The sequence below is a fragment of the Aquitalea magnusonii genome (assembly GCF_002217795.2).
GTDB classification, from domain to species: domain Bacteria; phylum Pseudomonadota; class Gammaproteobacteria; order Burkholderiales; family Chromobacteriaceae; genus Aquitalea; species Aquitalea magnusonii_B.
Genome location: NZ_AP018823.1, coordinates 404,808 through 420,004 on the forward strand (window position 1 = coordinate 404,808; position 15,197 = coordinate 420,004).

A 15,197-nucleotide genomic window follows, 5' to 3' on the forward strand; every position below is an offset into this window, starting at 1 on the left:
GTCTTGCAAGAGTTGGGAGTTTCTGAGCTGCCTATCCGGCAGTGAACTTTGCCTCGATGTTCATGGACTACCGCAACCATTTCTGAGCTGCCTATCCGGCAGTGAACAACGGGCCATCTGGCTGTTCAGGTGCGACTGCTTTCTGAGCTGCCTATCCGGCAGTGAACATGTCCATTGCCCAGTTACTCGTTCCCAACAATTTCTGAGCTGCCTATCCGGCAGTGAACGAACGCCCCATGATGTAAATCTACGATTTGCATTTCTGAGCTGCCTATCCGGCAGTGAACTAGACCACTTTACGCTGGTTTGCTTGGCCAGTCTGGCTGTGGGCCATTCTGGCTTCGCAAACCTTTCTTTGCTGCTGTGTTGTAACTGATTGATTTTTAAAGATCGCGGAGCCGCGTGAAAAAAAGGGTTGCCGCCGTTCTCCGGCAGCAAGCCCTCGTGTCACCAACTGGGCAGGGTGGCGCTGCTGCTCAGGCCGTAGCTGTTGAACTCACCGCTCACCGCTTGTGTGACTACATGCTGGTCGATAAACAGCAAGAAGCGTTGGCCGGTGCTGCTGCTGTCCAGGGTGATGTAGGGCAGTGGCAGGCGTCGTGCCTTGCTGTCAGGGATAAGGCGGTATGCTTCGGCGCTATCCATGTTTTTGCGGCGCATCAGTCGGGCGCGTTCGCGTGCCGGGTTGCTTTTGGCTTGCCGCCGCTGTACGCGAATGACTTGGGTGGTGGCGGGTACCGGGCGGATGTTGCCAATCAGCGCGTAATCGGCAAAGCCGCTGGCCCACTGGCTGGCCATCAGGCTGTCCAGTGCGGCGGCGCTGCCATGCAGGCGCAGGGTTGCGCCCAGGCTGGGCGGGGCTGGGTCTTTGTCTTGCTGCTGGCCGGTGCTATAGCCGGGAAAGCTGACGCCAATGTCGCGGCGTTGCTGCTTGCTCAGCACGCGGTGCAGCTTGGCGTACAGGGCTGCCAGCAAAACCGTGGCGTTGAAGTCGGCATCCGGCAGCAGGCGGATATCCAGGTAGTGGTCCATCAGCCGGCCTCGCCAAATACGCCGCCACGAATCAGGGTGGCGATGACAAAGTGCTGTTGCTCGGTGTCCGGTTTACTGTCTTTCAGCACCCAGTTGTCCAGCAGGGTGTAGAAGTCCTGCTTTTGTTTGGGCTGGCGGTAGGCTTTGCCCTGGGTGGTGACGGAGCCGTAGGGTTCGATGGCGATGGGGCCGTTGTCGGCGGCTTCCGGATACCAGGTGTCGATGGTGCGCAGGGCGTTGCCGATTTTCTGCGAGTGGATGGCGGCAATGCGGGCATTACCTTGTTGCACCAGGTAGAGGGTTTTGCTTTTGTCGCCACGGCCCCGGTCCAGAATCAGTTCCTGGCTGGGAAATACTTCCTGGCCGTTGCCGCTGCGCACGTAGGCGTCGATGTGCAGCAGCACGTGCTGGCTGCCGGCCAGCCCTTCGGCAATCAATGCGCCCAGGCTGTCGATTTGTTCATTGCGCTCCAGGCTGCGCAGGCTGAGGGCAAGGGCGTCGAAGTGCCAGCTTTGTACGGCGGTGCCGTCTTGCCATTGGGCAATGTGAATCTCTACTTGCTCGGCGCCCACGCGGTTGCGCCACAGGAAGCGGCCATTGGCCAGGTTGGTGGCATAGCGGCGTGCCAGTTCGCCAAAGCCGTGTTCCTGACGGTAGCCGTCTATGGTTTGCAGCAGTTTGCTGCGGTAGTCGGCCTTGTTGCAGGCCGAAGGTTCGCCTACGCCGCCCAGTACGCGCAGGGTGAAGCTGACTTTCAGGGTGTCGGCATCATGGGGCAGGGTGGCCACGTCCACGGTTTGCAGATTGGGGTTTTCAATCATGGCATCCAGTTTGAGCGGGTCCTGATCCTTGGTTTTCAGGCGGTTGGAGATGGTGCCGCGCACCGATTTTTCCCGCACTTCCACGTGTGGCCAGCGCTGGCTTGCTGTGCGTTCTTCCCATTGGCCGGCGTAAAACAGCGCATCGGATGGGTCCAGTTTGCGTTCGAATGCGAGGACGGAGGCGTTTTCCAGTTTGCTCATGCGAGTTCTCCCAAAATGGCTGGTTCGGCGGCGCGGGTAAGGTGGTAGTCGTTGTGGCAGCGGTATACCCCGCTGCTGGCGTCGTGGCTGGGGTACCACAGCAGTTGTCGGTAGTCGGTGAGGCGGTGCGGGCTGAGCCATTCGCCCAGCGAATACAGGCTTTCGACAAAGCGCACCGGCGTGGTTTCGTCGCGGCAATGGGCCACGCTGCCGGGCGGGTATAGCGGCGTAAGCGCGCCATAGCCCACCGGCAGCGGCACAATCCAGCCTTGGCCTTGCTGGCGTGAGTGCTGCCAGCTTACCTGGCCTTGTTCATCGGCTACCGGGTAGTGGTTCAGGCGGCACTGGTCCAGCCATGCGTCCAGCCGGCTACCGTCGGCAGCCTCGCCCGGCTGGGCTGGTGCTGGTAGCAGATCGTCGCGGGCCAGCAGCGCATAGCCGGGCATCAGCCAGCGGCGCAGTTGGCGGAATTGGCCTTGTTGCTCTTCTGTCGATTCTGGCAGGTGTTTCAGCCTGGGCTGCAAGCGGCTGCGGCCGGGCAGTATGCTGCCGCCCGCCACGCGCAGGGTGTGCAGTGTTTGCTGGATACGGGTGGCAAGTTGATCCAGCTCTGCCTGGCTGGCACCGGACAGTGTATTTCCCAGTGCCAGGCCAAATACCAGGGATAGCTCCAGGTGAATGTGGCCTTCTTCCACAATGGCGGCGGTGCTGCCGTCCTTGTTCAGCGGGTTGCGGCTGAGGTTGAAGCGCTGCACGTAGTCGCCATTGGTTTGCGCCTGGTAGTGGTGGTTGATGATGCCCACACCAACCATGTCCAGGTCCAGTTCCGGCCCCAGCTTGCGCCGCAGCGCAGTCATCAGGCCGGTAAAGGCAGTGGGGCCGGGGTGGCCCCAACTGTGCGGGCCGCTGATGGCATTGGCGTTTTGTATGCGCAGGTGGGGAATGTGCAGCAGGGCGTTAATGTCGGGCAGGCGGTGTGGCGTCATGCCGGTACTCCTTGTTGCAGGCGGTCCAGCTGGCTTTGCCAGCCAGCGTCCTGGGCCAGTTCGCGCCGCCAGTAGTCGAATTCCGCCTCGGCCAGCTGCAGGCCTTTGCCTTCCAGGTGGCGGTTCAGCCAATAGGCAAAGTCTGTTGCCAGTTGTTGTGGCCAGTCCTGGCATTCGAATTGCTGCTTGAAGTCGGCGTCCTGTTCGGCGCGGTAGGGGTCCAGCCAGCATTGTTGCGCGAGGGGTAGCAGGCAGTCGGGGTGGTCAGTCCAGCCTGGTGACAGGCTGTTGCTGTAGGCAGCGCCAAATTGCAGCAGTTCGTCAAACAGCTCGGCCAGATAGCGCTCACGCCGCTGCCGGATATGGATGTTGTTGTGCTCTGGTTTGAGGTGGCTGAGGAAGTCACCAAATTCGCGCAGCAAGGTGCGCACTGGCTGGCGTTTGCCAAAGCGGCGGAAGGTGTTGTCCAGTTGGTAAAGCGGGCGGATTTCCGTGCTGTCCCAATGTGGCGGGAGGCTGGCCAGCAGGTAATTGCTGCCACGGCGTTCGCTGTTGAGTTGCGAGATATTCTGCGGTTTGGTGCCGCCTTTTTTCTCTTCCGCCAGTTGCGGGTAGTCGTGGTAGCCGTGCGGATGGTTGTTGCCGTCGCGCTTCGCCTGGCGTGCGGCCTTGGCGGCGTCGCCAAAGCGGTGTTCCTGAATGCGGCCATACAGCCAATGGCTGAGCGCGCTGGAGTTGAGGATGGACAGCAGGTGGTAATGGCTGTCGTCATTGGCGTCGGCAGGAAAGTCGTCTGGCGATACCGGCCAGTAGATTTGTTTGGCCAGCACATGGGAGGCAGGGCCGCCTGCCGGCTCGGTAATGCTGCAAAAGGCGGCACGCCACTGACTGGCGACTGTGTTGTCGTGATGCAGGGCCTGCAACAGATCGGCATCGTCTGCTTGCAGCATCTGCAACAGGGTTTGGCCTTGGTATTCCAGTTTGAGGAATTTGTAGACATCCAGCGCGGCGGCATTACCCACCACGTCACTGGCAAAGTCACTCAGGCAGTGGGTGCCGATTTCCAGCCTGGAGGGCAGGCTGTCGGGGGGAGCAAACAGGCTGCTGCCGCGGGCATCCGGGTGCGTGGATTTTTGCGGGTGTGTTACCAGTTGCAACTGGCTTACGCGCCGGGCGGCATCGGCCAGCCAGTTGTGCGGCTGATACTGTGCGTTCAGTTCGCTGCGTTTGGGGTCGTCGGGGGAGAGTTTGTCCAGCTTGTCGTTAAGGCGGCTGCCGATAAATGCAGCAATCAATTGCTGCAAGGCCTGACTGCGCGGGGGTGCTTGCTCCATAGCCTCCACCTGTTGGTTATGAGGGATAAGCCTGTATTGCTGCCAATGTCTTTGGCATTTGCAGGTGAAATTAACATCCGATTGGCATGTTCTCAAGCAAGATGCATCTGTATGAAGGCAGGAATTGATGTGGATTAAAGCGACGATCAGCCGGCTGTTTATCTGAATGTGCCTAGCGTTTGCGCCCAAACCCCAGTGCCGGATGAAACAGCCAGCCTTTATCGCTGTCCTTGTCGGCGCGCAAACGCAGCCTGCCGTAGCGCCGGGCGCAATCTTCCAGTGGCATGTCCAGTGTGCTGGCCAGTTGTTCCAGCTCGGTCAGATAGTCGCTGCTGCCCCAGGGGCGGATGCCCTTGCCGCACAGCAGGGTGTGATCGGCAATGAGGTGCAGCAGGTGATTGCTTTGCAGCCAGCTGATCGGGTCGCGCTGCTTGCCTTGTTCCAGGCGCAACAGGCTGAGGCCGCTGGCGCTGTCTTCATCCGGTAGCAATGCCAGTTCCCATTCGTCGCCATGGCTCAGGCGGAAGGGCTGCTTGCGTTGCAGGGCGGCGTGCAGCATGGCATGCGGCCATTGCCAGCAGGTGGCGGCGCATAGCCTTGGTTCGCCAGTGCTGTTGCGGCGCAGCCCCGGTGTGTGGGTCTGGTTGAGGTCGACTTGCAGGCGGTGGTGTTCCAGGTCTGTCAGGCTGTGGGTGGGGCGCTGTTCTGCCTCGGGGCGGGCCAGCAGGCGCGGGCGGGAGTCCGGGTGCTGGTATTCTTCGGCGCGCAGCAAGATGCTCAGGTCCGTTTCATCCAGGGGGAAATCCTTGTTTTCGAAGCCGGGGCGGCAATAGGCCGGTTTCTTTCCCTGCCAGGCGGCCAGGTTGTATTGCAATATCAGCAGATTGCCTTCGCTCCATGGCTGTGGCCAGTGGCGGCGCACCCGGCCTGCCAGTTGGATGAGCGAGCGCATGGAGGAGGGTTCGGCAATCGCCCAGTTGTAGCAGTGGTCGCGGCCCACTTCGCTGACTGGGGACGACAGCACAATGAATACGTGGTCGGCAGCGCTGCTGCCATCCAGCCGGTGGCGGATGTCCGGCAGCGTGAACAGTGCTTGCGGGTTGTGCCGGGTGAGGGCGGCGTCCAGCTGCCGTTCTATGGCAGAGCGCAGCAGCAATGGGTATTGCGCGTGGTAAACACACAGATGAAGCTGCACGCCATCCGGTGCGTCTTGCGCGTACAGTGCCTGGGCCAGCGGATAAATAGTGCTGATATTAGCCAGGCGGATCAGCCCGATGCTGACCCGTTTGCCGCTGACAGGGTCGGTGTCGTGGTTGTGTGTATGTAGCTGTATGGATTGCTGGCGTAGCAGGCTGGCCAGTGGTTCAAACATCTCGCTGTGTTGACGCGGAATGCCTGCAAGTGACATTAGTACTGCATTGCGGCGTACCGCCTGGCCTGCCAGCCAGTGGGCACGGTTGGCGGCAAACTGCTGATGGCTGGCGGCAAAACTGGTGCTATCCGGGCAGTCTGCCGCATGGCAGTTTTGCTCATCCACCCACAGGCAGCAAATGTTGAGCGCCTGGCCCGGCATGCCACGGTGACGTTGAAATTGATGGCGTCCGGCCTGATAGGCATCAAACAGGCATTGCACCAGTGCCGGGGGCAGGGTGGCGGAAGACAGCAGCACCCGGCTGCCCAGCAGTCCGGCCCAGTAAACCAGCCGGGTGAGGGCGGGCAGGTCTTCCACCGAAAAGTCATCCGGTTCGTCCAGCACCAGATCGGAACTCATCAGCCGCAGCATGGGGGCGATTTGTCGCCCGCCGCGCGTGGCTTCGGTGGCCGGGGTGAGGTGGTCGATGGTGCACACCAGTACCGGGGCGGCCAGCAGGGCGTTGAATTGCGGATCGTGACTGAGCTGTTGCAACAAGGGGTGATCGGGCTGGCCATCAAACAGCACCGGATTTTCTTCGTCCAGCAGTGGCTGGCTTGATGCCGAGCCACTGGCTTCCGCTTCCTGCGCTTGCAGTTCAAACAATTCCCGGCTGGCGCTGCCGCCAACGCGGATAGCCAGTTGCTCTGTGCTCAGTTGCAGCCGTTCGCGAAAGGCCTGGCCGGTTTGCAGGGTGAGGGTGCGCAGGCCAAGGGCAAAGGCACAGCGCATGCCGGTATCCGGATTAGCCAGTGCATGCATGATGCGGGCATTGCCCAGGGTTTTGCCGCCGCCGGTGGAGGCCAGGTTGACGATGAAAGCCCCTTGGCTGGCGGCGCGCTGGCGCAGGCTGCTGGCCATGTCATGGGCCTTGTTCTGCCAGCTAAAGCGTGGGTCGGTGCTGCGCTTTAGCAAAGCCCGGCAGCGACCCAGTGCTGGCAGGGCGCGGGCGACATCAGGCAAGGCCGCAGCGGCATGCAAGGCATGGCGGGCAACGCCGGTCAGGTGCTCCGGCAGGGTCTGGTTGAAGCGGCGGCACGTCCCCGCTGGCAAGGCAGGGTCGCGGCGCAGGGTGTTGGCAAAGGCAATCTTTTTTTCCTGTGCGCTCTGCCAGCTTTGCTTGACGGTTTGGCTGGAAAAATGGTGGTCGGCCAGCATCAGGGTGAGGCGTGCCAGATGCAGCGGGTACACCTCGTCCAGCCAGATGGTGCCGCTTGGTCTGGCGGCAAGTTGCCCGGCCAGTTTGGCCACCCGTGTACACCATGTGCTGTCGTTGCAGGGCAGGCCGTAGGGAAAGTACCAATACGGTGTGGCGTCGGTTTTGCTGACCGGGTCGCAAGGCTGATTCCAGTTGTGATCGAGTGCCTGCAGGCCGGTGCCAAGTTGATTGGCGGTGATGGGCTCAGTATTAGTCAGTGGCAGGCGGTGGTGGCTGAGCACCAGCCAGGCGATGGCGGCGGCCAGCGGTGGCAATGCCCCCGGCTGAAACGGCTGCTTGTCTGCTGCGCCCGGATCCATGCCATCGCGTAAACCGGCTTGTTGCAAGCAGCTTTCCCAGACAGCGGTTGTCATCTGTGAGGGGTTTTGCAGGCGTGTCAGCCAGCCAGCGTCGTCGTCGCTGCCGACAAAGCCCTGTAGCAGGCGCAAGGACACCCATTCATGCCGGTAGAGATTGGCGGGTTGAGGCTTGTCACTGCGCAGCCGCTGTTGAAATGCCTGACAGGCTTTGCCCAGGTCGTGAAATAGCGCGGCCAGCCCGGCCATCAGCCGGATATCCTCGCCGCTCAACCAATCATTTTCGTCTTGTGCCCTGAGCACATTACGCTGCGTGGTATTGGTGGGGGTGGCACCTTGCGCATTGAAGCGACGGGCATCGCCGACAATCCACAGCAGTTCTGCGTGGTCCCGGCCGCGCAGCCAATGGCAGGCCACGGCAGTATTCTTGCGCGCGGTTTTGCGTAGCAGGCGGTGCAAGGTTTCCAGCCCGGCCTGGGTGATGGGGGTTTGCCAGCTGCGGTCGCCCTTGCGTTCGGCAAACTGGTCCAGAATACGGCGTGTTTCAGTCAGCGCGCGTTTGTCGCATTGGGAAATAAGCAGGATATTCATGCGCTGGCCCGGCCTTGTGTTGTGGCAATGGTTTTCAGTTGATCAATCATGAAATCCAGTGCCTCGCTGCGCAGTAGCTGTTCGATACAGCATTGGCGAAAGCTTTGTTCGTCGTCGCCACGCATGGCGCTGACAAAGGCTTGCGGCAGGATGATGGCGTCCTTGACCAGGTCGGCCGCGTCAAACACCAGGCCACCTCGACGCGTTTTGCCATGCAGGATGGCCAGTCCATGCGGCAAGCCCAGCACCCAGGTGGCGGTGGCGCCCAGGCCATAGGCGAGGTAATTGCCATGGTCCAGAAAGCGGTTGGCCGGGTCGCTGCCGTTGCCGCGCTTGGCGCGGGTGAATTCGCCGTAGTGGCTGGCTTGGGCTGCCAGGCGAAACAGCAGTTTGGAAAGGCGGGCTTCCTCGGTCAGCAGGCCGGTGTGGTCCACGGCCTGGGTGATGGCATGCGCCGAGGCCTGCAGTGCTTCGCTCAGGCGGGTTTCATCAATGCTAAAGCCCGCTTCACGTAACTGGCGGTTATCCGACCATTGCCCGCAGATGCGTTCCAGCCTGGCCAGTTGCAACTGCTTGGCCGCGGCCAGCCGTTTGGACTCGTCAAACCAGAAGCCAACCCAGTATTGCAAATATTCGGTTGGCCGGTATTCGGATTGGGGAGATTGCCAGGCGATATCCAGTTCGCGCTCGCCCGCAGTAAACAGTGGCGTGCCGCCACCACCACAAAAGCCAACCATCACCCCTGCCTTGGCCAGCTCGCGCATGGCGGCCTGGGTGATGGACGTGCCGGTTCCCAGTAGCAGGGTGGTGGTGTTGGCAATGGGGATGTTCCAGTACAGTGACTGCTTGCCCTGATCCGTTACATATTCAACCCGGCCACCGTTGACCAGCACGTGGCAGTGCTCCAGGTAATACAGATGCGCCCGCTTGGAATGCAGAATGGTTTTGAGATCGGCAGGGGAAAAGTCATCCATGGATACTCCAATGGCGTTTAACAGAACATTGGCACTAGATTATGCCGATTTCATTGATTGGTCATGGGGTGGCGTAGATTCTGCGGCAGGAGCAAGGGCTAGCCTTGTAAGCATTAGCGAATAGCTTCACGACAACAGCGGGTGGGCTCGGCATCGCCGCTCTGGTAATCCTGCATTGCGGCCAGCGTGTACTAACCACTTTCGCGGCCTGCTTCCTCCCCAGCCAGGCTGACCGACCCGGCATGCAGGCAGATGATGTGGAGGCTTCAGGCGAGAGTGCGTTGATACGGGTGATGGTGGCAAGCTGCTTACGCGCGTAACGCTCCGCCTGACGCTGTTGCTTGGGGGAAGGTTGGATGGGGCTAGTGGCTGTTGAAATGTAGCTGATTGATTTTCAGAAGAAAATTTCGTGAAAATCAGTGTGTTGTAATGCGCCGTGGACGGCTTTATTAGCAGATTTGTAGAAGTATTAGAAGGCAGTTAGGGAGAAAAAACGGCGTTCTGGAAAAGGGAAAAACAAAAAAGCCCTTGATTGCTCAAGGGCTTAGCTGTTTGGTCTGGCGGAGAGGGAGGGATTCGGGATTTCACCGCATAACCCCCTGTTTTCCTGGCACTTTTCAGTACTTCTACACACGTAGATGAGAGCCTTTGTGTAGGACTGATTATGTAATTGTAGCTGATGTATTCACGTCAGGTAAGGCTACTTGGACAACTTGGAGTCTAAGCTAGGGTAGAGCAGTGAGTAATGGTCGACATGTTGATGCCCTTGGAGGCACTGGGCATTTATGTGAAGAGCGACAGCTTCCTCATGTAACGCCGTTTGCACGTAATCCGATCAATAGCACTTCATATGTCTTCATTGCATTTCTAGCTTTTATGCAATTGAAGTAAAATGTTGTCATCTTTCATATTTTAGAGATGCATAAGGTTCTATATGTCTACGCCAACGGCTCGTTATATCCCTCTCGATGCCCCTGAGTCTGCAAACCTCACTGATGTAAAGACCTTGCTTCCCTTGGCGGTGTACCAAGACTTGGCGCGTCTGATCAATGAGGCCTTACAAAGAACAAGTGCTCTTAATTTCACAAGCAAAGTCAATGAAGTGCGAAGTCATAATGCGGTGTCCATTGATGGTGAGCGTGGCACCGGCAAGACCTCGGTACTGGTCAATTTGAAAAGATATCTCGAAAATGAACATAAGGAAGCGCTAAAGCAGATCCATATTCTAGAGCCAGTAGACCCTACCCTACTTGAAGACCACGAATCGTTATTCTTGCATGTAATCGTGGCTGCAGTGCTGTCAGATGAGAGGGTGAAGCAGTCACAGAGTTTCAATCCAGATGCTGGAAAACGGCTGAATCAAGCATTGGAAAAACTTGCACACGCTTTGGAGTCGGTAGAGCGGCAAAAGGAAGAGCGCGGCATGGACAAGCTGCGGGCGCTGTTCGGCAATAAGCATCTGGCAGATTGCGTGCAAGACTTTTTCAAGGCTGCACTAGTTTTGCTAGAAAAAAAGCTGCTTGTGTTGCCGATTGATGATGTTGATACCTCACTCAACCGTGCTTTCGAGAATTTGGAAATTGTTCGTCGTTATCTGACAACACCTTATGTGTTGCCCATTGTCAGTGGCGATCGCGAGCTATACCGTGAGGTTACCTGGCGTGACTTTCACGGCCGATTGACCAAGGATTCCAATTATCGGACGCACGAGGCATACGAAATAGCACTTGATCTGGCCAATGAATACCAGCGCAAGGTATTGCCACCACCACGTCGGCTGAACATGCCGCCAGTGCATGAATACCTACAGGATCAAAACATCACGCTGGGTAAGGTAGACAATGGCATCATCTCGTTACCTAACTTCCATGCTTGGCTCAGTATTTTTCTTGCCGGGCCGGTCAATGGCCGAGAGGGTAGTGATTTAGCAGTTCCCATTCCTTCTGTGCGTGCGTTGACCCAGCTAGTCAATCGTTGTTCTGCTCTTATTCCTGAGCTACCGCTTTCCGTGCGAAAGGCTGAAAGTCCTTTACAAGTTCGCCGAGTTTGGCAGATGCCCAAGCTTAGACCGGAGGTAATCGAGGCATTTCATCTGAGGCACCAAGAGCTGGGTAAAGAGATGAAACGTGAATATGGGCCAGCCTATAGAGTTTTGGCTAATGAGCTGGCTGGTCAGCAAGTACCCGTAAGTAGTGTACTGGGTAAAGACGAGATTAAACGCTGGGAAAAGACATTAATTGACTACTTTCGTTACGAGCCACAGGCTGGAGCGGTTTATCTAGTGCTACAGGCATATCAGCACTGGCAGAGTTTGGCTGGGAGCAATGAGCGTCAAGCCAGTATTTTCGATACTCCACTTTTCCAGCCATTACGGCACGATGCAGCAAACTTAGCTCAGTTCGACAAGGAAGCGGACCTTGCTGATTGGAAAGATCGTTTGAAAGGAAAGTTGCCTGAGAGTTGGCTCTCAAGGCTGGATGCAAGAAAAACCTTGCTACCCTATCCTGTCGCGGAGGTGGGGGTAAATTCCTCAATGAAATGGAAGTATTGGGAGGACTGCACTCGTATTCAGGCATCTGAAAGTGTACAGCATAAAGCTACTTTTCTTATTTCATTACTAAGTCATAATAATTACTACACAGAGGCCAAACAAAGCATGATGTTGAATGTGGGCCGCATCTTCGAGCTACTAATTGCCAGTCTTGTTGGTCCGTTGCATTTTCCAACCCTGCAAGGTATTGTTCAGGAAGCACCATTTTATTCAACCAGTGCATTGGCACCAACCAAGACACTTGAACTAGAGAATAAGCCAAGTAAAGTATTGGTTATTGGCGAAGGTGACGATGATGTCGAAAATAGGCCTGATTATGTTTTTGATATGCTGAATACACAGCTAGTAGAGTTTCAACGAGAAATATCAAAATGGCGCGAAGTTCACGAACTTGATAATGTACGCTTCTCTCCATGGCTCATCTATAAAGTGTTTAATAAGGTTTACAGCCAAGTGGCGAGTTCGAAGTCATTATCTACAGGTATGACTAATATTGGTACTGCATTGGAAATGGTTGGCATGGTGTTCTATGCAACCTGGTCAGCATTTGGTAGTTTTGAAAAAGGTGGTCTGTTTGGTTTGCCGGATGTGGTGGCTACTGTTAATTTGAATTCGCCACGAAATTTTGAACAAAATGACCATTTTCGTGTGAATATCTTGCCGTTTTCACTAACTACTAGCCAGATTGAGCAAGAGCATCAGGCGTACCAAGATAAAAAGGCATTTGGTGAAAGTTCGCGTACTGCCAGCTACTACCTTGCAAATCATCCTCTGCGAATCTGGTTGGATGAAATTCCTGTAGCACAACTAGTTAATAAAAAAGGTGTAGCTAGTGCCTCTGTGACAGTGAAAGATAGTATAAAAAAGGATAGAAAAACCGCGAAACAATGGTTATGTGAACAATTTGGTATTGCGGCTACCGTTACATTGACTCAGAAGCGTTTGGTGGAAGAGTTAGGTGCGATTGCCGTGGAACAGCGTGATCAACTTATCAAAGCCATGGCCAACCTCTATCCTAAAGCTAATCAATTGGATTTACTAAAGAAAGCGTACAACACCTTGGCTAATATACAAAGCTGATGCTAAACCGTACTCTTACTGAACATGCTAGTGGATGCTTTTATGGCAGTGAACAGCTGGCAGTACGCTTGTGGGGTACATTGCTCCAGCCTCAACTGAGAATTGATCAGGGCAGATTGCAATTCTTGCAGGATGACTGTTATCAACAGTTGGTGAATGTTGTCGATACCCGCTACCCGCGCCGCTATCGCTTGAACGACATTCGCAGATTAATGGACCGACTGTGTGATGCTCGTTTGTTTCTCTCTCCCGACTTGCCATGGCTAGATGTTTTATTCCATCAGTTGATGCTGCGTAACGGCGACTTGGTGTGCTATCGCGACACTGAGGTACAAGCTTATGTCCGACTGGCTGCCGAGCTTGATCCGACCCTCTTGGTTGCTTGGCATTTAAGTGGTTGGCTACAGGAAAGCCCGCAACCAATGCAAGGGGATATATGCCGTGTGGTGTCTGCTCAAACACCATTCTTTGCACCACCACCCAATCCGGTCTTGTCTTTTGCTGAAGGCCATGTTCATTTGGGTGGTATTACTAGTGAGAGTGTTGTTTTGAGCGGCTATCTACTCAAAGAAGATAGTCAAGACAAATTAAATAGCAACTCAACTGACCAGCTCAAGCAGCTTCTACGTTTACGCAAGCTATTGAAGCTTTTACTGGCTTACGCAAGTGAGAGAGATGTCGGTAGAGACATGTATAACCCGAAAGCCTTAGCGGACGGGGATGACATTGTCAAAGTGCTATCTGATCTGATGGACGATCATAATGCCTTACCGGACTGGCACTTATTGGCCGCAAGCCATGCTTCTGCTCCAGTTGCATCGGCTAATTGGGTGTGTGGACAGTTTGCGCAAGCAATGTCTCGTGGCTGTACCAGCAGCTGGTTGTGGTTACTTCTTTATATATGCTGCTTATATCGGCAGTCCGAGACATCACCACAGTATCGTATTGCCATCTTGTGTTGGATTCAAACTCTCAATGATGTACGGCGGCGGATGATCATGGATGGTCAGGGGCTCACCCGCTTTGTGGAGCGCTACTTTCAAAATCCGCTGCGGCGAGGAGGAAGTTCCGTACTGCAAGACAATGTGAGACGTCTGCTCGTGGGTAATCGAGATGTGGCAGAGATCAAGGCTCTTCCTAGTGCTTTCTCGCCTGCCGGCGTGGCCAAGTTGTCTGAGATGATTGTTAAGCAAACCCAGTCGTTCAGTTTCAGGCCACCATACATCTTTGGTGAGCATGAAATTGATACCGTCAAGATTGAAAAACAGGATTTGCTGGCGATGGAACGCTGGCAGTTTTGCGGCCATTTTTCTAGGTCGGTAAAAAAAGTTCGTAGGGACGATCCTCGTGCTGACATGCCAGAACTCTGGAAAACAGCAGAGGAGCTGCTGACTAATTTGACAAGGCATGCCGGCTGGAGTCGGCCAGAGTTTTTCGGTGGACATATGAATCCGCATTTTCGCTTCCAGCCCGCACGTTGGTTTCGTGGTCTGGATGTGGCGGGTGATGAAAACGATCTACGTATCGAATGGTTTGCACCCATCTTGCGCTGGTTACGACGGGGGTTTATTGCACGTCCCGATGGCGAGCAGGCTAGCAGTGGCTTTCATTTCAGTATTCATGCAGGGGAGGACTATGCGCACCCTTTATCTGGTATGCGCCATATTGACGAGACCGTACGTTTTTGTGGAATGCGAGCTGGCGATCGGCTAGGGCACGCATTGGCATTAGGTATTACCCCCGCACAATGGGTTTCAAGGCAGGGTGAAATGATTGTGCCGCTGGATGAGCATCTGGATAACTTGGTCTGGCTTTGGCATTACTCTACTGTGCTCAGTGGTCGTTTACCGTTGGCGCAACAGGTTCAGGCGGTGATTGAAAGGCGTATTGCCCGGCTTTTCCCCTTGACACGTTGGTACGAGCCGCCAGAGATAGATATGTGTCAGAAAGAACGTTGCTTTGATTATCGGTCTATGCCCAAACCGAAAATGGTATCGCCATCTGAGCTCTTTGATGCATGGCTCTTACGTCGCAACTGTCATTTTCATTGGAAAAAACTGCATGGAGATCTGCCTAGGAGCGCGAGGGAAAAATGCGCGTTGCCTGATGCCGCTGTATTGAGTAATCAGGAAGATGTGGCTGCAAGTCTTTATCACAATCGACATCAGCATCTGGTTGCGGGTAGCAAGCTACCGTTAGTCGTTGTAAGGAGCGGCTGCGAATGGGACTGTCAGGCACTGCTTGGTCTGCCTGTCGAACGAAAGGAAATTATCGATGATATAGATTCCGCCCCAGAGTTGGACTTCATGCTTGCTCTACAGGATTATTTGCTCGACAAGTATGACCAGATGGGGCTGATTATTGAAACCAATCCGACATCAAATGTCTATATAGCCCGGTTGGAAAAACATAGCGAACATCCGATATTCCGCTGGAATCCACCAGATGAGTCGGTACTTGCTGTTGGGGCGAGTTACAATCGCTATGGCTTGCGCCGCGGTCCGGTCAAAGTTTTGGTAAATACTGATGATCCTGGAATTATGCCAACAACTTTGCGAACGGAATTTTCGCTACTACGAGAGGCTGCTACAGATTTGGGTATAGCCAGGACAGTGGCGGAAGAATGGTTGGAAAGATTAAGGCGCTATGGTATCGAGCAATTTTACCAAAACCATCTGACTGTATTTGATACGAAATGAGA

Annotated in this window: 8 protein-coding genes and 1 CRISPR repeat array (1 of these 9 only partly in view); of the genes, 2 read left to right on the forward strand and 6 right to left on the reverse strand. The window is 55.5% G+C overall.

What is annotated here, in order from left to right:
- Positions 1-287: direct repeats of the CRISPR family, unit length 28 nt; unit sequence TTTCTGAGCTGCCTATCCGGCAGTGAAC (it extends 2,142 nt beyond the left edge of the window).
- A 160-nt stretch (positions 288-447) separates the two neighbouring features.
- From cas6f to cas1f, 6 genes are all read right to left on the reverse strand, one after another.
- Positions 448-1,032, reverse strand: coding sequence for a type I-F CRISPR-associated endoribonuclease Cas6/Csy4 (gene cas6f / locus DLM_RS02005; RefSeq protein ID WP_089085025.1), 585 nt, complete (start codon positions 1,030-1,032; stop codon positions 448-450).
- Positions 1,032-2,054 carry a type I-F CRISPR-associated protein Csy3 gene (csy3, locus tag DLM_RS02010; RefSeq protein ID WP_089085024.1) on the reverse strand — a complete coding sequence of 341 codons (1,023 nt, stop codon included), beginning with the start codon at positions 2,052-2,054 and terminating at the stop codon, positions 1,032-1,034. The genes cas6f and csy3 overlap by 1 nt, the downstream gene beginning before the upstream one ends.
- Positions 2,051-3,040 carry a type I-F CRISPR-associated protein Csy2 gene (csy2, locus tag DLM_RS02015; protein ID WP_089085023.1) on the reverse strand — a complete coding sequence of 330 codons (990 nt, stop codon included), beginning with the start codon at positions 3,038-3,040 and terminating at the stop codon, positions 2,051-2,053. Before csy2 ends, csy3 begins: the two co-directional genes overlap by 4 nt.
- Positions 3,037-4,374 carry a type I-F CRISPR-associated protein Csy1 gene (gene csy1, locus DLM_RS02020; RefSeq protein ID WP_089085022.1) on the reverse strand — a complete coding sequence of 446 codons (1,338 nt, stop codon included), beginning with the start codon at positions 4,372-4,374 and terminating at the stop codon, positions 3,037-3,039. Before csy1 ends, csy2 begins: the two co-directional genes overlap by 4 nt.
- Before the next feature lie 172 nt (positions 4,375-4,546).
- Entirely contained in the window at positions 4,547-7,891 is a 3,345-nt protein-coding gene (gene cas3f / locus DLM_RS02025) for a type I-F CRISPR-associated helicase Cas3f (RefSeq protein ID WP_089085021.1), read from the reverse strand.
- Complete coding sequence (gene cas1f / locus DLM_RS02030) at positions 7,888-8,865, reverse strand: type I-F CRISPR-associated endonuclease Cas1f (RefSeq protein ID WP_089085020.1); 978 nt, start codon at positions 8,863-8,865, stop codon at positions 7,888-7,890. The genes cas3f and cas1f overlap by 4 nt, the downstream gene beginning before the upstream one ends.
- 934 nt (positions 8,866-9,799) lie before the next feature.
- On the opposite strand from cas1f, the gene rdrA reads away from it, so the two are divergent.
- Together rdrA and rdrB are read left to right on the forward strand one after the other, a co-directional pair.
- Positions 9,800-12,496 (forward strand): antiviral RADAR system adenosine triphosphatase RdrA, encoded by a 2,697-nt coding sequence (gene rdrA / locus DLM_RS02035; protein ID WP_089085019.1) that lies wholly within the window; start codon positions 9,800-9,802, stop codon positions 12,494-12,496.
- Positions 12,496-15,195 carry an antiviral RADAR system adenosine deaminase RdrB gene (rdrB, locus tag DLM_RS02040; RefSeq protein ID WP_089085018.1) on the forward strand — a complete coding sequence of 900 codons (2,700 nt, stop codon included), beginning with the start codon at positions 12,496-12,498 and terminating at the stop codon, positions 15,193-15,195. Before rdrA ends, rdrB begins: the two co-directional genes overlap by 1 nt.
- The last annotated feature ends 2 nt before the right edge of the window (positions 15,196-15,197 follow it).

Bases quoted from the DNA above. Each gene is read 5' to 3' on its own strand.
- cas1f (WP_089085020.1), bottom strand. From the start codon at position 8,865: ATGGATGACTTTTCCCCTGCCGATCTCAAAACCATTCTGCATTCCAAG.
- cas6f (WP_089085025.1), bottom strand. From the start codon at position 1,032: ATGGACCACTACCTGGATATCCGCCTGCTGCCGGATGCCGACTTCAAC.
- csy3 (WP_089085024.1), bottom strand. From the start codon at position 2,054: ATGAGCAAACTGGAAAACGCCTCCGTCCTCGCATTCGAACGCAAACTG.
- csy1 (WP_089085022.1), bottom strand. From the start codon at position 4,374: ATGGAGCAAGCACCCCCGCGCAGTCAGGCCTTGCAGCAATTGATTGCT.
- csy2 (WP_089085023.1), bottom strand. From the start codon at position 3,040: ATGACGCCACACCGCCTGCCCGACATTAACGCCCTGCTGCACATTCCC.
- cas3f (WP_089085021.1), bottom strand. From the start codon at position 7,891: ATGAATATCCTGCTTATTTCCCAATGCGACAAACGCGCGCTGACTGAA.
- rdrA (WP_089085019.1), top strand. From the start codon at position 9,800: ATGTCTACGCCAACGGCTCGTTATATCCCTCTCGATGCCCCTGAGTCT.
- rdrB (WP_089085018.1), top strand. From the start codon at position 12,496: ATGCTAAACCGTACTCTTACTGAACATGCTAGTGGATGCTTTTATGGC.